The following is a 22,054-nucleotide window of genomic DNA, read 5'->3' as shown; positions in this document are numbered from 1 at the left end:
CCCTTGGTCTCGAGGCCTGAGCGCCCTTCATGCTGCAGTGCGCGCAAAACTTCGTTACACTGTTGTCGCGCTTCAATCAAGGGGCCAGGATACGCATGCACGACTTCGAACCCCGTCCCAGCGTCATCCGCCTGCGTGCGCGGCTCGCGCGCAGACTCGGCGGGTGCGCGGCCGCCGGCCTGCTCGCCCTGCTGGCGCTGGCGCTGTTGCTGGCCTCTGCCGTCGCCGCCTGCGCGTGGTCGGCCTGGGAGGCGATCGGTGCCGGGCGCCCGCTGGCCACGCTGATGTGGGTGGGCGCCGGGCTTGGCTGTGCCGCCATCGCCCTTGCCGCCCTGCATGCGCTGCTGCGCCCCGCCCCGCAGACGCAGGGCATTCTCCTGCCGCGGCCCGCGGCAGAGGAATTCTTCCATCTGCTGGACGAGCTTGCCGAGCGCGCCGGCGTGCCTCCCGTCCGCCATGTGCGCATCACCGACGAGGTCAACGCCGCGGTCGTGCAGCGGCCGCGCTTCGGCCTGTTCGGGCCGCTGCGCACTGAGCTGCTGGTCGGCCTGCCGCTGGTGCACAGCCTGTCGGCGCTGCAGTTCGCCGCCGTGCTGGCTCATGAGTTCGGCCACATCGCCGCGCAACGGCGGGGCTGGGGCGGCTGGGGGGGCTATGCGCGGGCGTGGTGGGCGCGTGTGCTCGACACCCTGCTGGGCGATGCGGCGGAGGGGGATTCGCTGCTTGGTCGCCACGCGGCGCGCTTCTTTCACGACATGCTGCGCCTGGCCCGGGTCGAGGAGCTCGAGGCCGATGCACGCGCAGCCATGCTGGTCGGGCCGGTGCTGCTCGGCGAGACCCTGATCGAGCTCAGCCGCAAGGCGCATTTCCTGGAGCACGACTACTGGCCACGGGTGCAGGCCCTGCGCTCGGCCGACGACGGCTCGCGGGTGAGACCGTTCCGCGAGATGGGGCATGGCGTGGCCGCCGGCTATGCGCAGGCGGTGATCGCCCGCTCGCGCGAGCTTGCCGACGCCCGCGGCCGCGGCGACGCTTTTCACCCTTCGCTGCAGCGCCGCCTGTGCGCGCTGCGGGTGACGGTCGACCCGCAGCCGCAGGCCGGCGCGTCGGCCGCCGAGCATTTCTTCCGCGCCCTGCTGCCGAGTCTGGCGTGGATCTTCGATCGTGCCTGGTGGGAAGTGAGCCGCATCGAGCGCCACCCGATGCTGGTCCCTGAAGAGGGCGAGGCCGCGGGCGTCTGAGCGGTGTCGGGCGTCCGGGTGGCTCCTCTCGGCGCGGGGCGGCCCTCTCAAGAAAACGTTCTGCAACCTGTTGTTTTCTTCGAGAACGCCTTCCGCCGCTCGCGGGGGCTTGGGATGCTCAGAAGGCTTCCTTCTCCGCTTCGAGATAGGCCAGGCTGACGTACTTGCCGATGTTGGTATCGAAGCCGGCGGTGTCGGCCGCCTTGCCGGCTACGCGCGGATCCGCCAGCACCCGGGCACGCGCGCTGGCCATGTCCGCGCCGTCCTCCACCGCACGCACGCAGTTCTCGTAGATGCCCTCGAACAGCTCGCGGTTCCAGGCCAGCACCTCGCCGCTCGGGCGGCCGTGACCGGGCACCCAGATGCGCGAGGGCGCGTTCTTTTCGAGTTCGTCGTAGAAGTGGAAGGTACCGACGTAGGAGCCGTCGTCCATGTTGGCGATGCGGCGGTCCATGGCCACGTCACCGACGTGGGTCAGCGCGTCCTCGACGACCTCGATGCAGATGTCGCCCGGCGTATGGGCGAGGCCGTAGTGGTGGATGCGCAGGGTCAGGTCGCCGAAGTCGAATTCGTCGCCGTGAGCGACCTCGTTGTTGGGCGCCACGATGCGCGTGCCCGCCGTGGCCTGGTTGGTCCACCGCGCCATCAGGCTGTGCCACAGGCTGCCCTGCACGCCGAGGATCTCGCGCCGGGTCACCGCATGGGCGTAGATCGGCAGGTCCTTGCCGTAGGCGTCCTCGAAGGCGTGGTTGGCCAGCCAGTGGTCGCCGTGATAGTGGGTGTTGAAGATCGCCACCACCGGCTTGTCGGTGACGCTGCGGATCATGCGCAGCGCCATTTCGCCGATCTGCACCGAGCCGCCCGGATCCAGCATCACCACGCCCTGCTGCGTCACCGCAAAGGTGATGTTGCTCATCATGCCCTTGTTCTCGGGGGTGGGAAAACCGTCCCGCGAATAGATCATCCACACGTGCGGCGACAGCTGCTGCGGCGCAATGTCGGGGACCGCGGGGCCGCGGATGAAGTCGTCCATGTCGGCCGCAAAGGCGGACAGCTGCGGCCAGTTGCCGGCCAGCCCGGCGACCGTGGCAAGGCCGAGGCCGGCCTTCAGGAAATGGCGGCGCGAAGGGCGGTGGGCGGGCGTGGTCATGGCGGTCTCCGGGCGGGGGTCGCGGTCGATGGTCAGCATATTATAGAAAACTGATTGACTGCGCGCCGGTCGTGCTGCTGCGCGGCTCAGCGTGTGCCGGCAGGCGCCGAGTGCGCTGCGCCGGACGCCGTGCGGCGGCTGCGCGCCGTCTCCAGATGCGCACACAGCGCTTCGGCGCCGTCGAGCAGGCGCGGCGTGTGGCGCTGGATCAGATCGGGCGGGACGAAGAACAGGTTGTCCGCCGCCGTCGCCGCCAGCGCGGGCCAGCGCTTCCATTGGTCCAGCCACTCCGGCCGCGCCTCGTCCATGCCGCTGGCGACGATGGCCTCCGGATTGGCCGCGAGCACGCTCTCGACGGCGATCGTCGGTGCCAGTTGCGCCAGGCTGCCGAACACGTTCTGCCCCCCGCACAGGCGGATCACGTCGGCGATCACGTGCTCGTCATTGACCGTCATCAGCGGCCGGTCCCAGATCTGGTAGAAGGTGCGCACCGCTGGCCGCTCGCTGTAGTCGGCCTTGAGGCGGGCATGGCGACGGCGGAAGGCGTCGGCATTCGCCTGCGCCACGGCCGTGCTGCCGGCGAGCGTGCCGAGGGCTTCGATGCTGCGGGCGACATCGTCCAGGTTGCGTGGCTCGTTGATCCACACGGCGATGCCGAGCGCGCGCAGGCGCTCGAGGTGCTGTTCGCGGTTGCCGCTCTTCCATCCCACGATCAGGTCGGGGCGCAGGGCGAGCACGGCCTCGAGGTCCACCTGGTTGTAGCTGCCCACCTGGGGGAGTTGCCTCGCCTCGGGCGGGAAGTCGCTGTAGGCGACGACACCGACCACGCGCTCCCCAGCGCCGGCCGCGAACAGCAGCTCGGTGACGTGGGGGGCGAGGCTGACGATGCGGGTGGCGGCCTTGTCGAGCCGAAGCGTCTGGCCAGCGTCATCGGTGAGCGTGATCTGCGCCTGCACAGGCGGGCTGGCGCCGGCGAGCACTGCCAGGCTGAGCATGAGGGGCGACAGTCGGGTCCGAGGTGGGAGAAGGGAGAAGCTCATCAGGGCGGTTCCGCGGTGGGGGCTGGTAATGGGGGTGTGGGGTGGGGGCTGGAGAGGGAAGGGGCTGGAGCAGTGTCGTGGTGCCGGTCAGCGGCGCACAGGCAGGGCGGGCGACGGGCCGATCTCGGCCAGCGCCGCGTGCAAGGCGTGCTGGAAGCGTTGCCAGTCGGCCTCTTCGCGCGGCAGGCCGAAGCGCAGCGCCGCCGGCGCATCGAACAGGCGGGTGAGGATGGCGCGGCGGGCGAGGGCGGCATGCAGGGCGGCGGCTTGGGCGCTCGGCCACCACTTGAACAGGGCCGGTCCGTGTACCGGCGCCAGGCCGGCCTCGCCGAGCACACGGGCGAGGCGCGCGCCGCCGGCTTGCAGCTTGCGGCAGGCGTGCGCCTGCCAAGCTCGGTCGAGCAAGGCGGCGCGGCTGACATGGCGCGCCGGGCCGCTCACCGTCCACGGGCCGAGCTTCGCCGCCAAGCGCTCGCGTACCGCGGCCGGCGCCAGCACGAAGCCGACGCGTGCGCCGGCCAGGCCGAAGAACTTGCCGAGCGAGCGCAGCACCACCAGGCCGTAGCCGTCGGCCAAGGGCGCCAGGCTGGCCGCGGGCGTGGGGTCGATGAAGGCCTCGTCGATGACCAGCCAGCCGCCGCGTGCGGACAATTGCCGCTGCCATTCGAGCAGGCGGGCGCGCTCGAACTGCACGCCGGTGGGGTTGTTGGGCTGCACCACGACGACGATGTCGCTGCGCGCCACCGCGCGGTCGGCGTCCTCGGCGGCAAACAAGGCGGGCCCATGCGCGCGCCAGGCCTGGGCATGTTCGGCGTAGCTGGGGGCGAGCAGACTTACCCGCAGGGCGGGTTGGCGCGCGCCCACAAGCTCGACGAGCACACCGGGCAGGGCCTGGATGGCGGCCTGCGAGCCGGCCACCGGCAGCAGGGAGGCGCTGCCGTAATAGCCGGCGGCCGCCGCTTCGAGGCCGTCGTCGTCCTCGGGCAGGCGTTGCCAGGCGGCGAGCGGGATCGGTGGCACGGGATAGGGCTCGGGGTTGATGCCGGTCGACAGGTCCAGCCAGTCCCCGAGCGCAATGCCGTAGTGGGCGGCGGCGCGGCGCAGACGACCGCCGTGCTCAAGCATGGCCGGTGGCGCCGGTAAGGAATGGCAGCGCGAGCACGACGAGTGCGACGCCGCCAGCGAGCGCCAGCCACAGCAGCACGCCATGGCGGATGAGGCCGAGCGCGGCGCGGATCGACGCGGCGTCCGCCGGCCGGCCCTCGCCCAGCGGCGGGCGCTGTTCGAGGCGGCCATGGTAGATCGCCGGCCCGCCCAGCGCCACGCCCAGTGCGCCGGCGCCGGCGGCCATCACCGGGCCGGCGTTGGGGCTGTCCCAGGCCGCGGCCTGGCTGCGCCAACAGGCGAGCGCGCGTCGGGTGCGGCCGAGCAGCGCGTAGGTGAGCGCGGTGAGCCGGGCCGGCAGCAGGTTGAGCAGGTCGTCGATGCGCGCCGCCGCCCAGCCGAAGCGCAGGTAGCGCGGCGTGCGGTAGCCCCAGCTCGCGTCGAGGGTGTTGGCGAGGCGAAACAGCAGCGCGCCGGCGCCGCCGCCGACGATGAACCAGAACAGGGCGCCGAACACCGCATCGTTGCCATTCTCGAGCACGGACTCGGTGCCCGCCGCCGCCACGCCGGTGGCATCGAGGGCGGCGGTGTCGCGGCTCACGATCCAGCCCACGCGGGTGCGCGCCCGGGCCAGGTCACCGGCTTCCAGCGGGGCCGCAATCGCCTCGGCGTGCTCGGCGAGGCTGCGCCCGCCGAGGGCGAAGTAAAGCAGCGCGATGTCGACCGGCCAGTGCGCCCAGGGCTGCAGCGTGCGCAGCCACAGCGCAAGGGCCACCCAGGGCAGCACGGCGAGCACCCAGGCGAGGGCGCCGGCGCCGCGCTGCGCACCGACGTGGTGCCGCACCGCCGCCTCGATGGCCGCCGCCCAGCGCCCGAATCCGACCAGGGGATGGAAGCGGCGCGCCTCGCCGAGCAGGCGGTCGGCGAGCACGCCAGCGGCGAGCTTGATGACGAGGATGACGGCAGCGCTGATCGGCATGGGGGGGCGAAGAAGGTCTCGGTGAGAGCGTCGACGGGACGCAAGGGTGGGGGCGCCGCGGGTCTTCGATGCGGCCTCGGCAGCAGGGCCCGGGAGAGTAAGGCCAGCCGGCGGCAGGAATCGGCGATAATCCTGCCCCTCGAAAAAGGAAGGCGATTTTACGCGATGTCTCCTCCGCTGACCCTGATGGTGCAGGGCACGACCTCGGATGCCGGCAAGAGCACGCTGGTGGCGGGCCTGGCGCGCGTGCTGCGCCGGCGCGGCCTGCGCGTGGCGCCGTTCAAGCCGCAGAACATGGCGCTCAACTCGGCGGTGACCGCCGACGGCGGCGAGATCGGTCGCGCCCAGGCCTTGCAGGCGCTGGCCGCCGGCGTCGCCCCGCATACCGACTTCAACCCGGTGCTGCTCAAGCCCTCGAGCGACATCGGCGCCCAGGTCATCATCCACGGCCGCGTCGCGGCGAACCTGTCCGCGCGTGACTACCATGCCTACAAGCCGCGCGCGATGGCGGCGGTGATGCAGAGCTGGGACCGGCTGTGCGCCGGCTTCGATGCGGTGCTGGTCGAAGGCGCGGGCAGCCCGGCCGAGATCAACCTGCGTGACCGCGACATCGCCAACATGGGCTTCGCCGAGGCGGCCGACGTGCCGGTGGTGCTGGTGGCCGACATCGACCGCGGCGGCGTGTTCGCCCATCTGGTCGGCACGCTCGATCTGCTGTCGGCGAGCGAGCAGGCCCGTGTCCGCGGTTTCGTCATCAACCGCTTTCGTGGCGACATCGGCCTGCTGCAGTCCGGCCTCGACTGGCTGGAGGCGCGCACCGGCAAGAAGGTGTTCGGCGTGCTGCCCTACCTGCACGGGCTCTTCCTCGACGCCGAGGACGCGCTCGCCGACGGCGCGGCCGACGTCGCTGCGGGCGCCGGTGCGCTGAAGGTCGTGGCGCCGGTGTATCCGCGCATCTCCAACCACACCGACTTCGACGCGCTGCGCCTGCACCCCCAGGTCGATTTCCGCTGGGTGGGACCGGGCCAGGCCATCCCGCCGGCCGATCTGATCGTGCTGCCGGGTTCGAAGAGCGTGCAGGCCGACCTCGCCTGGCTGCGCGCGCAGGGCTGGGTGGCGGCCATTCGGCGCCACCTGCGCTACGGTGGCCGCGTCGTCGGCATCTGTGGCGGCTTTCAGATGCTGGGCCGGGTGGTGGACGATCCGCTCGGGCTGGAAGGGGCGCCGGGCAGCGTCGCCGGCCTGGGCCTGCTCGACATCGAGACGGTGCTCGCGCGCGACAAGCAACTTGGCAACGTGCGCGGCTGTCTGAGTGCCGAGCTCGATCCCGGGCAGGCCGGGCTCGTGGGCTACGAGATCCACATGGGGGTCTCGAGCGGGCCGGCGCTGCAGCGTCCGGCGCTCTACCTGCAGGATGCGGCGGGACCGCGCGCCGACGGCGCGTTGTCGGCCGATGGTCAGATCCTGGGCAGCTACGTGCATGGGCTCTTCGATGCGCCCGCGGCGCTGGCCGCGCTGCTGGCCTGGGCCGGGCTGGAGCGGGCGCAGACGGTCGATCTGGCGGCGCGGCGCGAGGCCGACCTCGAGCGCCTGGCCGACGCGCTCGAGGTGCATGTCGATCTCGCCGCCCTGTTCGACGCACCGATGAACGAAATGGCGCCGTCTGCGGCGCAGGCGCAGGACCGATGATGACCAAGCCAAGCCATACCCCGCACGGTGCCGAAGCCTCGCCGCTCGGCCGTCCGGTCGCATACCGGGACACCTACGCGCCCGAGCTGCTGTTTCCCATCGAGCGCCAGCTCAAGCGCGACGAGCTGGGCCTGCGCGCCGGCGCCCTGCCTTTCGTCGGCGAGGACTTGTGGAATGCCTACGAGCTGTCGTGGCTGGACCCGCGCGGCAAGCCGGTGGTGGCGCTGGGCGAGTTCCGCGTGCCGGCCGACACGCCGCGCCTGATCGAGTCGAAGTCGCTCAAGCTCTACCTCAATGCCTTCAACCAGCAGCGTTGCGCCAGCGTTGACGAGGTGCGTGCGCTCATCGCCCGCGACCTGTCGGCGGCGGCGGGGGGGGCGGTGGCGGTGCGCATCGTGCCGCTGTCGGCGCGCCCGCAGCGCTGCTCTAGCACGCCGCAGGGCGTGTGCGTGGATGAGCTCGAGCTCGACATCACGCACTACCAGCCCGACCCCGCGTTGCTGTCGGCCGGTGGCGAGACGGTCAGCGAGACGCTGTACTCGCACCTGCTGAAGTCGAACTGCCTGGTCACCGGCCAGCCCGACTGGGGCATGCTGGTGGTGCGCTACCGCGGCCCGGCGATCGCGCGCGAGGGCCTGTTGCGCTACGTGGTGTCCTTTCGCGAGCACAACGAATTCCATGAACAGTGCGTCGAGCGCGTGTTCTGCGACATCATGGCGCGTTGCCGGCCGCTCGAACTCGCCGTGTGGGCGCGCTACACGCGGCGCGGCGGGCTCGACATCAATCCCTTCCGCGCCAGCCATGCCGGGCTGCGGCCGGACGAAGGCATGGAAGTGCGCCAGTGAGCGTCGGAACTTGATGTCGGGCATGGCAAAAATGCGCAACAGCGTATTGCCTATGAGGTGTATCAATAGGCAAGCCCGGTGGGCTGGTTTAACATCGGTGTGCTGATCACCAACACCACAAGAGGTAAGGAAGATGAAGGTTCTCGTTGCTGCTGCCGTTGCTGCAGGTCTCCTCTCCGCCGCCCCGGCCTTCGCCACGGCCGAACTCGCCAAGGCCAAGAACTGCATGGCCTGTCACGCGGTGGACAAGAAGCTCGTCGGCCCCGCTTACAAGGAGGTCGCGGCCAAGTACGCTGGCCAGGGTGACGCGGCCGACGTGCTGGCGGCCAAGATCCAGAAGGGCGGCGTGGGTAACTGGGGCCAGATCCCCATGCCCCCCAACCCGCAGGTGAACGACGCCGACGCCAAGGCGCTGGCCGAGTGGGTGCTGTCGCAGAAGTGATCCCCCGGGTCGCGGATCGCCGTTGCGATCCGCTCCGCAGAAACGACAAGGCCGGCGATTGCCGGCCTTGTCGTTGATGGACGTCCCGCGCCCTTCTAGTGTGGTGCGAACAGCAGCTCGGGGCGGCGCAGCCAGGCTTCGGCGTCGATGGCCGGTGCCGGGCGGGCGAACAGATAGCCCTGCATGACGTCGCAGCCGAGCGTGCGCAGGGCCGAAGCCTGCTCCAGGTTTTCCACGCCCTCGGCGACCAGTTCGAGCTCGAAGCCGCGGGCGATGCCGGTGATCGCCGAGATGATCGGGTTGGTCATCGGCCCCTCGAGATCCCGCACGAAGCTGCGGTCGATCTTCAGCGTGCTGACCGGGAATTTCTGCAGGTAGGCGAGCGCTGAGTAGCCGGTGCCGAAGTCGTCGATGGCGACACTGAGCCCGGCGGCACGCAGGCCGCGCACCTTGCTCGCCACGCTCGCCGTGTCGTTCATCATGATGCTCTCGGTGATCTCGATCTCGAGGTGGTGGGGATCCACCCCGTGGCGACCGAGGCAGCCCGTGATGGCATCGACGATGTCGCTGCGATGGAAGTCGTGCGCCGACAGGTTGATCGACAGGCGGGTCGCCGGCACGCCGTCGCGCTGCCAGGTGGCCAGCTGCAGGCAGGCCTGCTCCATCACCCAGGTGCTGATCTCGCCGATCAGGCCCACTTCCTCGGCGACCTGGATGAAGGTCGCCGGGGGTACTGCGCCGAGCGCCGGATGGTTCCAGCGCAGCAAGGCCTCGAGGCCGACGATGCTGCGGTGGACCATGCTCACCTGGGGCTGGTAGTGCAGCTCGAGCTCGTCGCGGGCGATGGCGCTGCGCAAGTCGTTCTCGAGGGCGATGCGGTCGCGGTGGCGCGAATTGAGGTCGGGGTCGAAGAAGCGGAACGCGTTCTTGCCCGAGCGCTTGACCTGATACATGGCGATGTCGGCATTGCGCGTCAGGTCTTCGGCCGTGCCGCCGTCGCGCGGGAAGAGCGAGATGCCGATGCTGACCGTGGCGCGGAAGTCGCCCTGGCTGAGCGCCACCGGCGTGCTCAGGGTGTCGAGGATCTTGCGCGCGATGACCTCGGCGTCTTCCGGCTGGTTGATGTCGGGCAGCAGCACGGTGAACTCGTCGCCGCCGAGGCGGGCCAGGGTGTCGCCGCGGCGCAGCGTGGCCGACAGCCGGCTGGCGATCGCACGCAGCAGCACGTCGCCCTCGGCGTGGCCGAAGGTGTCGTTCACCAGCTTGAAACGGTCGACGTCGATGAACATCACCGCCAGTGCGCCGGTGCGGCGCTGCGCCTGGGCGATGGCCAGCTCCAGCCGGTCCTTGAACAGCACCCGGTTGGGCAGGTGGGTGAGCTGGTCGTGATAGGCCTGGAAGGAAATGATCTCCTCGGCGCGCTTGCGCTCGGAGATGTCGCGCGCGACGCCGTACAGGCCGACGACACGGCGGTCGTTTTCCTGCGTCAGCATCGGGATGCCGGTCAGCGATACGGTGATGCTGTCGCCTTCGCTGGACGGGTGGTACTTGCGCAGCCGCAGCTCGACGTTGAAGCTCTCGCCCGGCAGTGAGCTGGGCTGGCTGAGCAGGCCGTGGATGCGATCCAGATCCTCGGGCATCACCAGGGTGGTGAAGGGGCGGCGCATCAGCGCGCCGCGTTCGTAGCCGAGCAGGGCCTTGGCGCGCGGATTGAGATAGCTGAAGCGGCCTTCGCCGTCGAGGGTGAAGATCAGGTCGGGGGAGCTTTCGACGAGGTAGCGGTGCAGGCGCTCGGAGGCCTTCAGGCGCTGGCTCATCAGCTTGTTGGCCTTCTCCAGCGTGCTCTTGTGCAGCGCGCCGTCCACCGCGCGCTGCAGTTGCGCGACGTGGTAGGGCTTGCGCACGTAGTCGTCGGCGCCGCGGCGCAGGGCACCGATTGCGGCGTCGATGGCGTCTTCGCCGCTGATGATGATCACCGCCTCGTCACGCTGGTTGTCGGCCAGCCAGTCGAGCAGGGCGAGGCCGTTGGCGTCGGGGAGGCGATAGTCGAGCAGGATCAGCGCGTAGTGCTGCCCGCTCAGCCTGTCGATGGCTTCGCCGATGCTGCCACACTCATCGAATACTCGCCCCGGGCGCGCGAGCACATGAGGAAAGGTGCGGCGCAGGGCCGGGTCGTCATCGACGATCAGGATGCGGAAATCGGCGGTGTCAGCGTCAGCAGCACCTTCGACCTGAGGCCGTAACGCTTGCTCAGCCGGAGTGACCATGGCTCCCAGGGCAATGTAAGCAGATGTGTTCAGTGCCCGCATGATGCAACACTCAGGCCGTTTGTTCCAGCGGCACGAAGATCTGGAAGCTCGTCCCAGCGCCCGCCTGGCTGCGGCACAGCAGGGTGGCGCCCCACTGGCCGAGGATCTCGCGCACCACCGTCAGGCCCACGCCCTGGTGGCTGCCGCCCTTGTCGCTCGGCCGTGGCGACAGCGGGTCGTCCGCGCGCGCCGGAGGCAGGCCCGGGCCGTTGTCGACGAAGCGGATCTCGAGGCAGTTGCGCCCGTCCACATTCACCTGCGGGAAGACGGAGATCACCAGGCGCTGGCCGGGCTGCAGCGCCTCGGACGCGTTGCGCAGCAGATTCAGCAGCACCTGCTTGAGGGCCGAGGCCGGCATCGCCGCCGGCGGCACGTCGCGCGCGGCGCGCAGCTCGAGCTGCAGGTCGCGACTGCCGAACAGGGGTTCGCCGTACAGCGTGCGCATGTCGAGCAGCAGCTCGGGCACGCGGCAGTAGCTGGGCTCGGTGCTCTCGGTGGGCAGCTCGGCGGCGTGGCGCAGCAGCGTGTCGATGCGGTCGAGCTCGGCGTTGAGCAGGCTCATCTCGTCCTGCAGCGGCATGTCCTCGGGACGCTGCAGCACCAGCATGCCGAGGCGGCTCTTGAGCACGGTGAGCGGATTGGTGGCCTCGTGCGCGATCTTGCGCACATGATCGCGGAAGCGCTGCTGCAGGACCGCCTCGCGCGCGGCAAGCTCGCCGCGCTGGCGGGCGAAGCTGCGCAGCGCACGCGCGGCGGCACCGAGCAGGGCCGCATAACGCCAGCGCAGCTCGCCGTCCAGCGCCTGGGCCGAGTGGGCCGCGACCAGCGCCACCACGGCGTCCTGCCCGCTCGCCAGTGGCAGGCAGTAGAAGCCGTGCTGGCCCAGCCAGCGCGCCACCTGCCAGTCGGCGAGGCTGCGCCCCGGTCCGCTGTCGCTGGGGAAGAAGGACGTCGGATGTTCGCTGCGTGCGCACAGTGCGATACAGCTCGCTTCGTCGTCGACGCGCAGGCGCAGTTCGGTGAACAACGCGCCGATGCTGCCGGCGTCGGCCTCCAGCAGCGGACGCAGCAGGCCGGCGCTGTCCGCGCCGAGCAGCACGGGCGGCGTGTGCAGCCCGAACAGCGGGCAGGCCAGGCGCAGGCGCTCCTTGATCGTCGGACCGTCGAGGTCGACGAAGGCGGCGGTGAGCAGGCCCAGCATGCCGGCACTGCGATAGGGGTCGTCGGCGAGCCGCGCGGGGGCGTGCGTCAGGCTGGAAGCGACGACGGGGGGCGGCGGATAGCTGGCGTGACCGGAGACGATGTAGCCGACGTCGGTACGCAGGCTCAGCAAGCTGTCGTAGTGCAGGCCGCACAGCCGGGCCACGCGCGCGACCTCGTCCTGCCAGCTGTCGCGCGCGAGCAGTTCGGCCGCTTCGATCAGGCGCAGCAGCGGGTGGGCGCCGGCGAGCTGTTCGTCGAGCAGGCCTTCGAGCTCGAGCGCGTCGGCCAGGCTGGCAGGCAGGCCGCAGTCGTGGATCAGGCTGGTGAACGCGGGCCGGCGGCCGTCCTTGCAGGCGGCGGCTCCGGCGAGCCCGCGCCACAGTCCGCCCAGATAGGCTTCGTCGGGGCGGGGGTAGGCGGACTCGATGGCCAGGTGGAGGGCGCATTCGGCACGCAACAGGGCGACGTCGGCCGCGGGGGCGCCGTTCTGCGCGCCCAGATGGCCCAGGCCGAGCAGCCAGGCGCGCAGCAGGTCGGTGCCGATGCGCTCCAGGCGGCGACGCAGGGCCGCGTTCAGGCCGGCGTCGAGTTCGCCCTCGGCGAGCGGTTGTGCCACCAGCAGCGCCAGACTGAGCGCCGGATCGCGCGCGGCGACGAGCGCAACTTCCGGCCAGTTGGGCGACTGGGCCGCGAGCAGGCGCAGGATGGTGGACGCCCCATCCGGCACGGGTTGGAGCTCGAAGGCGCTGAAGGTGGCAGGAAGCATGCGGCGCTCAGGGGAGGGCAGGGGGCCCGACGCCCGGATTCTAGCCCCGCCCGCGGTCTGCGGGCGTGACGCAGTCGGCAGCCGCCGGCCGCTTTTCGGCCGGGCGCCGAGCCTCCTCAGGCCTGCAGGCTGTCGGCGAAGCCCAGGCCGACGAGTTGGGCGCGGTTGATGCGTTCGTAAGGCAGATGCAGGGCCTGCGCCGCCTTGGCCAGCCCGCTGCCATCGAAGCTCTCGCAGGCCTGGGCGAGCTGCAGGAAGGGGGCGAATTCGCCCTGGCCGTAGAGCAGGGCCTCACTGACGTTGGCGGGCAGGTTCATCTCGTCGAGCAGACTCTGCATCGAGGTGCCGAGCAGCACGTGCAGCAGCGAGAAGGCGCCGGTGATGAACAGGTTGTCGCGCTCGCCGGCATCGAAGTAGCCGGCCCCCACCTCTTCCATGAAGCGGCCGCGTGCGATCGCGGTCTGCATCATCGCCGGTGCGCTGGGGTCGCGACTGGCGGTCACCAGCAGCAGCGACAGCCATTTGTTGAGGGCGTCGTAGCCGAGGATGCTGACCGCGTGGCGGAAGGACTGGATCTCGCACATCAGCCCGAAACCGGCGGAGTTGATGTAGCGCAGCAGCTTGTAGGACAGCGCCACGTCCTGCTTGAGCACCGCCTCGATGTCGCGGATCTCGCCGTTGCTGCGTACCAGATTGAGGAGCCGCACGATCTGCGCGTGGCCGGGGCTGAGCGCCTTGGCCGGCGCATTGCCGTGCAGGAAGAACCACCCCGAGGCGCCGTCGTAGCCCGCGCCCACCGCCTGGCGGAAGGCGCCGAGGTCGCTCAGGCCCCAGGCCAGGCTGAGCCCGGGCGCGCCGCCCGGCGTCGGGTTGCGGCGACCGTCCATCAGCACGAAACGCCAGTCGACGCCGGCGGGCAGGGCGGTGCCGGGGGCGAACCAGGTCAGGCACATGCCGACGCCGGCTTCCTGCAGGCGCGCCATCAGGGCCTGCGTCTGCGGGTGGGCAAGCGTCTGTGCCGGGATCTCGATGGCAGCATTGTCCGGCACGGCCCAGTTCATCAGCTCAGGGGTGGGGACCAGGCGGCCGACGCTGACGAAGACCGGGTGGTGGCTGGGCCAGACCTCGGCCTGGGCCGACAGCGCCTCGACCACCGAGGCGATGCTGGGGCCATGGGCGATGATGCGGTTGGCGGTGATCGCGCGGTTCTTGTTGACGACCGGCTCGCGGGTCAGCAGGGTGGTCTGGCTCATCGAGCGCTCCGGGGTGGGGGTCAGTTCGCCGGCTGGGCGAAGGTGAAGGCGTCGGCGAAGAAGGCGTCCGCGGCCAGGCCGCGTTCGCTGCAGAAGCTGCCGCGCGCGGCGTCGATCATGGCGGGCGCGCCGCAGGCATAGACCTCGTGGCTCGAGAGGTCGGCAAAATCGTCCAGCACCGCCTGGTGCACCAGGCCGCGGCGACCGCTCCACGCGCTGTCCGGCTTCTCGTCGGACAGCACCGGGATGTAGCGGAAGCCGGGCAGGCTCGCCTCCCAGCTGCGGGCGAGCGCGTCGAGGTACAGCCCGGCGCGCTCGCGCGCGCCCCAGTACAGGGTGATCGGGCGCTGCAGGCCGGCGTGCAGCACATGCTCGATGAGGCCCTTGATCGGTGCGAAGCCGGTACCGCCGGCGACCATGACGATCGGTCGCGACGAGTCCTCGCGCAGCCAGAAGCTGCCGAGCGGGCCTTCGAAGCGCAGGATCTCCTTCTCCTTCATGGTCTCGAACACGTGGCCGGTGAAGCGTCCGCCGTCGATGCGGCGCACGTGGAGCTCGAGGTGGCCGGCGTCGTGCGGCGCATTGGCGATCGAGAAGCTGCGCCGCGCGCCATCGGCGAGCAGGATGTCGATGTACTGGCCGGCGCGGAACTGGAAGTTCTCGCTCGCCGGCAGCTTGAGGTCGATCAGCATCACGTCCGCGGCCAGGCGCTGCAGCTTCTGCACCCGGCTGGGCAGCCTCTTCACCGGGATGTCGTCGGCGCGGCTGACGTTGCGCGCCTGCACGACGAGGTCGGTGAGCGGCCTGGCGCAGCAGAACAGCGCATAGCCTTCGGCCCGCTCGGCCGCGGTGAGCGCGCCATCGGCGTGGCGGCCGTAATCGACCTGGCCTTCCAGCACCTTGCCCTTGCACGCGCCGCAGGCGCCGTCGCGACAGCTGTGGGGCAACAGCAGCCCGGCGGCGAGCGCGGCCTCGAGGAGGGTCTGGTCATCGGCGACGTCGAACTGGTGGTCGCCGGGCTGCAGTGAAATCCGGTGGCTCATGGTGCGTGAGATAATTGCTCGATGAAAAGAATCCTGATCGTCGGCAGCGGTGACGTTGCCCAGCGCGCCCTGCCCTGGCTGACCCGCCGCTTTCGCGTCCTTGCCCTCGTGCGCAGTGCGGAAGGCTGCGCCATGCTGCGGGCAGCCGGCGCGACCCCGCTGCTGGCCGACCTCGACGACGCGCGCAGCCTGAAGCGGCTGGCTGGCATCGCCGATGCGGTGCTGCATTTTGCCCCGCCCCCGGCAATGGGCGATGGCGATCCGCGCATGAAGCGGCTGCTGGCCGCGCTCGAAGCGCGCCGGAGTCTACCACAGGGGGTGGTATACATAAGCACGACAGGGGTTTACGGCGATTGCGGCGGGGCCTGGGTGGATGAGACGCGGCCCTGCCGGGCGCAGACCGCGCGCGCGCGCCGGCGCATCGATGCCGAGCGCCAGTTGCGCGCCTTCGGCCGCCGCCGCCAGCTGCGGGTGGCCATCCTGCGCGCGCCCGGCATCTACGCCGCCGACCGCCTGCCGCTCGAGCGCCTGCGGCGCGGCGATCCGGTGCTGGCAGCCGACGAGGACGTCTACACCAACCACATCCACGCCGAGGATCTCGCCCGCCTCGCCTGTCTGGCCCTGTTCCGTGCGCCGGCCGGGCGCGTGTATAACGCCAGCGATGACTCGGACCTGAAGATGGGCGACTATTTCGACGCGGTCGCCGACGCCTTCGGCCTCGCCCGCCCGCCGCGCCTCGCGCGCGCGCAGATTGCCGAGCAGCTGTCGCCCCTGACGCTGTCCTTCATGAGCGAATCGCGCCGGCTCGACAATCGACGCCTGAAGCGGGAACTGCGCGTACCGCTGCGCTATCCGACGATCGCCGCCGGGCTCGCCGCCGCGCGCGGCGCGGCGCCGGCCGGCGCATGAGGGCCGCGATCGCGGCGCCCTGATCGCCGGCGCGGGCCGGCCTCATCCTTGACGCATCCTGGAAATCCATCGTCGACATGCTGACCCTGAAAGCCCTGCACATCATCTTCGTCGTGAGCTGGTTCGCCGGCCTGTTCTACCTGCCGCGCCTGTTCGTCAATCACGCCATGGTCGAGGACGCGGCCACCCGCGAGCGGCTCGCGCTGATGGAGGCGAAGCTGTACCGCTTCATGACGCCGCTCGCCGTCCTCGCCATCGGCCTGGGGCTGTGGCTGTGGCTCGGCTACGGCTTTGCCGGCGGCTGGCTGCATGTGAAGACGCTGCTGGTGATCGGGCTGGTCGCCTATCACCTGTATTGCGGCCGGCTGATGCGCGACTTCGCCGCGGGGCGCAACACGAAGTCGCACGTGTGGTACCGGGTGTTCAACGAGGTCCCGGTGCTGGTGCTGTTCGTCGTCGTCTTCCTCGTGGTCCTGAAGCCCTTCTGAGCACGGGGCGCGGGTGAGCGGCGGCGTGTGAGACAGGGGCGCAAGCCAAGGGAGAGAAAATGCTGCACGAGACGGCAGTGACGCTGGACAAGCCGGTCGATCTGGCCGAATACAACTGGCAGGCGCATTCGGTGCTGGTGGTCGATGACGAGGAAGGCATGCGCCACTTCCTCGAGCGCACGCTCGCCCGCCGCTGCGGCATGGTGCAGGCTGTGGCCGATGCCGAGCATGCGGCGGCGCTGATGGCGCGGCTGCACTTCGACCTGCTGATCCTGGACATCGCGCTGCCGGGCAAGTCGGGCATCGAGTGGCTGCACGAGCTGCGCGAGCATGGCTACACCGGCGACGTGATCCTGGTCACCGCCTTCGCCGACATGGAGACCGCGATCGATGCGCTGCGCGGCGGCGCCTCCGACTTCATCCTCAAGCCTTTCCGTGTCGACCAGATTCTCAACTCGATCAAGCGCTGCTTCGAGCGTGCGCGGCTGGCGCGCGAGAACTTCGTGCTCAAGCGCGAGCTGGCCGGGCTGGCGGCCGACCCGATCGGCCTGGTCGGCCATTCGCCGGCGATCGAGCAGCTGCGCGGCCTCATCCGCCGCGTCGGGCAGATGCCCAGCACGGTGCTGCTGCTGGGCGAGTCGGGCACCGGCAAGGAGGTCGTCGCGCGTGCGCTGCATCACACCAGCCCGCGCGCGCAGCGACCCTTCGTGCCGGTCAACTGCGCGGCGATCGCCTCCGAGCTGATCGAAAGCGAGCTCTTCGGCCACGTCAAGGGCGCCTTCACCGGCGCCAGCGAGAGCCGCAACGGCCTGTTCTATTACGCCCACGGCGGCACGCTGTTCCTCGACGAGATCAGCGAGCTGCCGCTGGCGATGCAGACGCGGCTGCTGCGCGTGCTCGAAGAGCGCAAGGTGCGCCCGGTGGGCTCCGAGCGCGAGCTGCCGGTCGATGTGCGGATCATTGCCGCATCCAACCGGGACCTCGCCGCCGAGGTGCAGGCCGGACGCTTCCGCCAGGACCTCTACTACCGCCTCGCCGTGGTGGACATCGCGATGCCGCCGCTGCGCGGGCGTGCCGAGGACATCCCCGACCTGATGCGGCACTTCATGCAGCACCTGGCGGTCCAGCTCGGGGTCGCGCCCTTGCCGCTGTCGCACGAGGTGGTGACCCGGCTGCAGGCCTATCCCTGGCCGGGCAACGTGCGCGAGCTGCGCAACTTCGTCGAACGCTCGATGATCCTCGGCAGCTTCGCGACCGAGGCCTTCGCCACCCCGGTCGCGAGCCTGCCCCCGCCCGCCGGCGAACTCGAGCTCACCCTCGCCGAGGTCGAGCGCCGCCATATCGAGCGTGTCACCGACGCCTGTGCGGGCAACAAGAGCGAGGCGGCCCGCCGTCTCGGCGTGTCGCGCAAGACCCTGGAGCGCAAGTTCGCCGAATGGTCCGAGGCGGTCCGCCACGAAGACGGCGAAGGGCGGCGTGCGCGGATGCAGGGCATGGAGCGGCGCGCATGAACGGCCTGCGTGAGCCAGCCGCAGATCGGGCATGAGGCGGCTTGTCGAGCGCCTGCGCGCGTCGGTGCGCGCCAAGCTGCTGGCCCTGGTGCTGGCGCCGCTGATGCTCGGTTTTCCCATCATCATGGGGCTGCTGGGCTGGTGGGGCGAGAGCTACTACCAGCGCTTGATGTCGTCGCGAGTGGGCAGCGACCTGGCGACGGCGCACGGCTATCTGGAGCGGGTGATCGACGGCGTGGGCAGCGGCGTGCGCGGCCTGGCGGGTTCGCAGGCGCTCGCGCTGGCGCGCGAGACCGCACCTGCCGCGGCGGCGGCGACCGAGAGTGAGGCCGTGGCCGCGTTGCTGGCGGCGCGCCAGGCGCAGCTGGGCCTCGATTTCCTGAACCTGCTCGATGTCGAAGGGCGTGTGCTGCAGTCGTCCACCGGCGTCGCCGCGGGCAGCGCACGCGGCGACTGGCCCATGGTCGATCGCGCGCTGCGCGCCGGCGGTGGCAGTGCGATCGAGCGCTTCGGGCCGGCCGAATTGCAGGCGCTGTCGCCGGCGCTGGTCGAACGCGCGCGCCTGCCCCTGGTCGCGACCGAGCGCGCACTGCCCGACCCCCGCCGCGAGGAGGCGCGCGGCCTGGTCATCCACGCCGCGGTGCCGGTGTTCGATGCGCGCGGCAATGTGGTCGGCGTGCTCGAGGGCGGTATGCTGCTCAACGGCAACCTCGACTTCGTCGACACCATCAACGCCATCGTCTATCGCGACGGCGCGTTGCCCGAGGGCAGTGTCGGCACCGCCACGCTCTTTCTCGACGACGCCCGCATCGCCACCAATGTGCGCCTGTTCGAAGGCGCGCGGGCGCTCGGCACGCGGGCCTCGGCCGAGGTGCGCGCGCATGTGCTCGGCGCCGGGCGGACCTGGCTGGAGACCGCCTTCGTCGTCAACGACTGGTACGTGTCGGGCTATGAGCCGGTGCTCGACAGCCGTGGCGAACGCGTCGGCATGCTCTATGTCGGCTTCCTCGAGGCGCCGTTTCGTGCCGCCAAGCGCAACGCCTTCGTCGTCGTCGGCGCCGTGTCGCTGTTGATCAGCATCGCCGGCGCCCTGCTGACCCTGCACTGGGCGCGCGGCATCTTCCGCCCCATCGAGCGCATGCATGCCACCATCGAAGCCCTCGAAGGCGGCGACGCCCAGGCCCGGGTCGGGCGGGTCGGCAGCCGTGACGAACTCGGCCGCCTGGCCGCGGAGTTCGACCACCTGCTCGACGCCCAGGCGGCGCAGCGCGCCGAGCTGCAGGCGCTCAACGCCTCGCTCGACCGCAAGGTGGCCGAGCGCACGGCCGACCTCGCGGCGGCCAACGAGGAGCTGCATGCCGCCCAGCACCGTCTGGTGATGAGCGAGAAGCTGGCCGCCATCGGCGAACTCACCGCCGGCGTGGCGCACGAGATCAGCAACCCGACTGCGGTGATCCAGGGCAACCTCGACCTGCTGCGCGACGAGCTCGGTGCCGCGGCGCAGCCGGTCGCCAACGAGATCCGGCTGATCCACGAGCAGGTCAACCGCATCCGCCTGATCGTGACCAAGCTGCTGCAGTTCGCGCGCCCGGGCGAGTTCGCCGGCTACGTCGAGACAGTGGATGCGAACGCCGCGCTGGCCGACTGCCTGGTGCTGACGCGCCAGCACCTGTCACGGCGCGAGGTGCGCCTGGTGCAGCAGCTGGGCGCGCGCGGCCGGGTGCTGATCAACCCGCAGGAGCTGCAGCAGGTGCTGATCAACCTCATCGTCAATGCGGTGCAGGCCATGCCCGAGGGCGGCACGCTGACGCTGGAGACCCGGGATCGCGACCCGCGCGCCGAGGCGGCGGGCGTCGACATCGTCGTGCGCGACAGCGGCCGCGGCATCGCCGCCGAGGACATGGCGCGCATCTTCGATCCCTTCTTCACCACCAAGAAGCGCCAGGGTACCGGGCTGGGGCTGTCGATCAGCCACACCCTGGTCGAGCGCTATGGAGGGCGAATCAAGGTCGACAGCACGCCCGGGCAGGGCAGTACGTTCACTGTCAGCCTGCTCGCCGAGCCCGAGTATCGTAATGAAGCCTCGCCGGCGCCTGCGGGCGGCCGCGCCGACGACCCTCTCAATCCACTGGAAAGCGCAGCAAGATGAAACTGATCGGGTTCGCCGGCTGGTCCGGCAGCGGCAAGACCACCCTCGTCGAGCAGGTGATCGGCGTGCTGAGCGCGCGCGGGCTGGTGGTGTCGCTGGTCAAGCATGCGCACCACAGTTTCGACATCGACCACGCCGGCAAGGACTCGTGGCGCCATCGCCAGGCCGGCTGCAGCGAGGTCCTGGTCAGCTCGGGCCAGCGCTGGTCGCTGACGCGCGAACTGCGCGGCGCTGCCGAGGCCACGCTGGACGAGTTGCTCGCGCACCTCGGGCCTTGCGACCTGGTGCTGGTCGAGGGCTTCAAGCGTGCGCCGATTCCCAAGATCGAGGTGCACCGCGCGGTAGTCGGCGAGCCGCTGCTGCATCCGGACGACCCGCATATCGTCGCCATTGCCACCGACCGCGCGCTGCCCACCCGACTGCCGCAGCTCGACATCAATGACCCGGTGCAGGTGGCCGACTTCATCGTCGCCCATCTCCATCTGTAGGCGGGGCGCGCCTTCCGGGCACTTTGTTGCATTCATGCGACCGGAAGCGTGGATGAAGCGCAGGCTCTGCTAATATTCTCGATATTTCTTAATAATCTCGCTAAGAGAGCGATCGATGAATACGCCCATGGATGCAAAGCCGCACCGGATCGTCATCGTTGGCGGCGGCGCCGGCGGCCTCGAGCTGGCCACTCGGCTCGGCCGCAAGTTCGGCCGACGCGGCAAGGCCGAAGTCACGCTCATCGACAGCAAGCGCACCCACATCTGGAAGCCCAAGCTGCACGAAATCGCCGCCGGCAGCATGGACATCGGCGATCACGAGGTCGCCTACCTGGCCCAGGCGCACTGGCATGGCTTCCGCTTCCGCATCGGGCAGATGACCGGGCTCGACCGCCGCGCGCGCGAGGTGCACGTCGCGCCCTTCGTCGATGAGGACGGCAAGGAGGTCACGCCGGCGCGCTCCTTCCCTTACGACACGCTGGTGATCGCGGTCGGCAGCCAGAGCAACGACTTCGGCACCCCGGGCGTGCGCGAGCATGCGCTCAAGCTCGAGACGGTGGCCGATGCGCGCCGCTTCCACATGCGCATGGTCAATGCCTGCGTGCGCGCCCATGCCCAGCCCACGCCGCTGCGGCCGGAGCAGCTGCACGTGGCGATCATCGGCGCCGGCGCGACCGGCGTCGAGCTCGCCGCCGAGCTGCACCACACCACGCGCGAAGTGGTGGCCTACGGGCTGGACCGCGTCGATGCCGACAAGGACATCCGGCTCGCCCTCATCGAGGCTGCGCCGCGCGTGCTGCCGGCGCTGCCCGAGCGCTTGTCGAACTCGACCGAGCGCCTGCTGCGCAAGCTCGGCGTGGAAGTGCACACCGGAGCCAAGGTCGCCGAGGTGCTCGCCGACGGCGTGCGCCTGGCCGACGGCCGCATCCTGCCCGCGGAGCTGGTGGTGTGGGCGGCCGGGGTGAAGGGGGCGGAATTCCTGACCCGGCTCGACGGGCTGGAAACCAACCGCATCAACCAGCTCGTGGTGCGGCAGACGCTGCAGACCACGGCCGACGACGACATCTTCGCGCTGGGCGACTGCGCCGCCTGCCCGTGGCCGGAAAAGAACGGCTTCGTGCCGCCGCGGGCGCAGGCCGCGCACCAGCAGGCCTCTCACCTGTACAAGCAGCTGCAGCGCCGCATCGCCGGCAAGCCGGTGCAGGACTACCGCTATCGCGATTTCGGCTCGCTGGTGTCGCTGGGCGAGTTCAGCACGGTCGGCAACATGATGGGCGGGCTCACCAAGGGCGACCTGTTCATCGAGGGCTGGTTCGCACGCATGATGTACACCTCGCTGTACAAGATGCACGAGCTCGCGCTGCACGGCTGGGTCAAGGTGACCCTCGACACCCTGGCGCGCATGATCACGCGCCGTACCGAGCCCCACGTCAAGCTGCACTGAT

General features: G+C 70.5%; 18 protein-coding genes. 10 read left to right on the top strand and 8 right to left on the bottom strand.

Annotated elements, in window-relative coordinates:
• Window positions 1-95: 95 nt before the first annotated feature.
• On the top strand, window positions 96-1,241 hold the full coding sequence (locus PLC66_RS07465) for a M48 family metallopeptidase (protein ID WP_324538943.1): 1,146 nt from the start codon (window positions 96-98) through the stop codon (window positions 1,239-1,241).
• A gap of 118 nt (window positions 1,242-1,359) precedes the next feature.
• Here PLC66_RS07465 and PLC66_RS07460 read toward each other — a convergent pair whose 3' ends face one another.
• The 4 genes from PLC66_RS07460 to cbiB all read right to left on the bottom strand — a co-directional run bounded on the left by PLC66_RS07460 (window position 1,360) and on the right by cbiB (window position 5,514).
• Entirely contained in the window at window positions 1,360-2,391 is a 1,032-nt protein-coding gene (locus PLC66_RS07460) for an MBL fold metallo-hydrolase (RefSeq protein ID WP_324538941.1), read from the bottom strand.
• 86 nt (window positions 2,392-2,477) lie between these two features.
• Window positions 2,478-3,386: a cobalamin-binding protein gene (locus PLC66_RS07455; RefSeq protein WP_324538939.1), complete on the bottom strand. Its 909-nt coding sequence runs from the start codon at window positions 3,384-3,386 to the stop codon at window positions 2,478-2,480.
• Window positions 3,387-3,518: 132 nt separating this feature from the next.
• Window positions 3,519-4,556, bottom strand: coding sequence for a threonine-phosphate decarboxylase CobD (gene cobD, locus PLC66_RS07450; protein ID WP_324538937.1), 1,038 nt, complete (start codon window positions 4,554-4,556; stop codon window positions 3,519-3,521).
• On the bottom strand, window positions 4,549-5,514 hold the full coding sequence (gene cbiB / locus PLC66_RS07445; protein WP_324538935.1) for an adenosylcobinamide-phosphate synthase CbiB: 966 nt from the start codon (window positions 5,512-5,514) through the stop codon (window positions 4,549-4,551). The genes cobD and cbiB overlap by 8 nt, the downstream gene beginning before the upstream one ends.
• 165 nt (window positions 5,515-5,679) lie before the next feature.
• Between cbiB and PLC66_RS07440 the strand changes: the two genes are divergently transcribed.
• The 3 genes from PLC66_RS07440 (at window position 5,680) to PLC66_RS07430 (ending at window position 8,490) form a co-directional block, all read left to right on the top strand.
• Window positions 5,680-7,203 carry a cobyric acid synthase gene (locus PLC66_RS07440; protein WP_324538933.1) on the top strand — a complete coding sequence of 508 codons (1,524 nt, stop codon included), beginning with the start codon at window positions 5,680-5,682 and terminating at the stop codon, window positions 7,201-7,203.
• A complete protein-coding gene (gene queF / locus PLC66_RS07435; protein ID WP_324538989.1) occupies window positions 7,203-8,048 on the top strand; it encodes an NADPH-dependent 7-cyano-7-deazaguanine reductase QueF in 846 nt (281 codons plus the stop codon). Before PLC66_RS07440 ends, queF begins: the two co-directional genes overlap by 1 nt.
• Window positions 8,049-8,181: 133 nt before the next feature.
• Complete coding sequence (locus tag PLC66_RS07430) at window positions 8,182-8,490, top strand: c-type cytochrome (protein WP_324538931.1); 309 nt, start codon at window positions 8,182-8,184, stop codon at window positions 8,488-8,490.
• Between the two features lie 95 nt (window positions 8,491-8,585).
• Here PLC66_RS07430 and PLC66_RS07425 read toward each other — a convergent pair whose 3' ends face one another.
• The 4 genes from PLC66_RS07425 to PLC66_RS07410 all read right to left on the bottom strand — a co-directional run bounded on the left by PLC66_RS07425 (window position 8,586) and on the right by PLC66_RS07410 (window position 15,064).
• Window positions 8,586-10,757 (bottom strand): EAL domain-containing response regulator, encoded by a 2,172-nt coding sequence (locus PLC66_RS07425; RefSeq protein WP_324538929.1) that lies wholly within the window; start codon window positions 10,755-10,757, stop codon window positions 8,586-8,588.
• Window positions 10,758-10,809: 52 nt separating this feature from the next.
• Entirely contained in the window at window positions 10,810-12,768 is a 1,959-nt protein-coding gene (locus PLC66_RS07420; protein ID WP_324538927.1) for an ATP-binding protein, read from the bottom strand.
• 116 nt (window positions 12,769-12,884) lie between these two features.
• A complete protein-coding gene (locus tag PLC66_RS07415; protein ID WP_324538925.1) occupies window positions 12,885-14,021 on the bottom strand; it encodes an EAL and HDOD domain-containing protein in 1,137 nt (378 codons plus the stop codon).
• A 20-nt stretch (window positions 14,022-14,041) separates the two neighbouring features.
• Window positions 14,042-15,064, bottom strand: a complete 1,023-nt coding sequence (locus tag PLC66_RS07410; RefSeq protein ID WP_324538923.1) for a CDP-6-deoxy-delta-3,4-glucoseen reductase — start codon at window positions 15,062-15,064, stop codon at window positions 14,042-14,044.
• Window positions 15,065-15,085: 21 nt separating this feature from the next.
• Here PLC66_RS07410 and PLC66_RS07405 point away from each other — a divergent pair, with 21 nt between their 5' ends.
• From PLC66_RS07405 to PLC66_RS07380, 6 genes are all read left to right on the top strand, one after another.
• Window positions 15,086-15,973 carry an SDR family oxidoreductase gene (locus PLC66_RS07405; protein WP_324538921.1) on the top strand — a complete coding sequence of 296 codons (888 nt, stop codon included), beginning with the start codon at window positions 15,086-15,088 and terminating at the stop codon, window positions 15,971-15,973.
• A 77-nt stretch (window positions 15,974-16,050) separates the two neighbouring features.
• Complete coding sequence (locus PLC66_RS07400) at window positions 16,051-16,461, top strand: CopD family protein (protein ID WP_324538919.1); 411 nt, start codon at window positions 16,051-16,053, stop codon at window positions 16,459-16,461.
• 59 nt (window positions 16,462-16,520) lie between these two features.
• Window positions 16,521-17,972, top strand: coding sequence for a sigma-54-dependent transcriptional regulator (locus PLC66_RS07395; RefSeq protein ID WP_324538917.1), 1,452 nt, complete (start codon window positions 16,521-16,523; stop codon window positions 17,970-17,972).
• Between the two features lie 31 nt (window positions 17,973-18,003).
• Window positions 18,004-20,121: a sensor histidine kinase gene (locus tag PLC66_RS07390; RefSeq protein WP_324538915.1), complete on the top strand. Its 2,118-nt coding sequence runs from the start codon at window positions 18,004-18,006 to the stop codon at window positions 20,119-20,121.
• The gene (gene mobB, locus PLC66_RS07385) at window positions 20,118-20,609 is read left to right on the top strand and encodes a molybdopterin-guanine dinucleotide biosynthesis protein B (protein ID WP_324538913.1); all 492 of its coding nucleotides are present in this window, start codon (window positions 20,118-20,120) and stop codon (window positions 20,607-20,609) included. Before PLC66_RS07390 ends, mobB begins: the two co-directional genes overlap by 4 nt.
• Before the next feature lie 115 nt (window positions 20,610-20,724).
• Window positions 20,725-22,053, top strand: a complete 1,329-nt coding sequence (locus PLC66_RS07380; protein ID WP_324538911.1) for an NAD(P)/FAD-dependent oxidoreductase — start codon at window positions 20,725-20,727, stop codon at window positions 22,051-22,053.
• The last annotated feature ends 1 nt before the right edge of the window (window position 22,054 follow it).

Origin of the sequence: Thauera sp., assembly GCF_035444905.1 — a bacterium.
GTDB lineage: Bacteria > Pseudomonadota > Gammaproteobacteria > Burkholderiales > Rhodocyclaceae > Thauera.
This window is presented reverse-complemented; position numbering and strand designations above follow the sequence as displayed.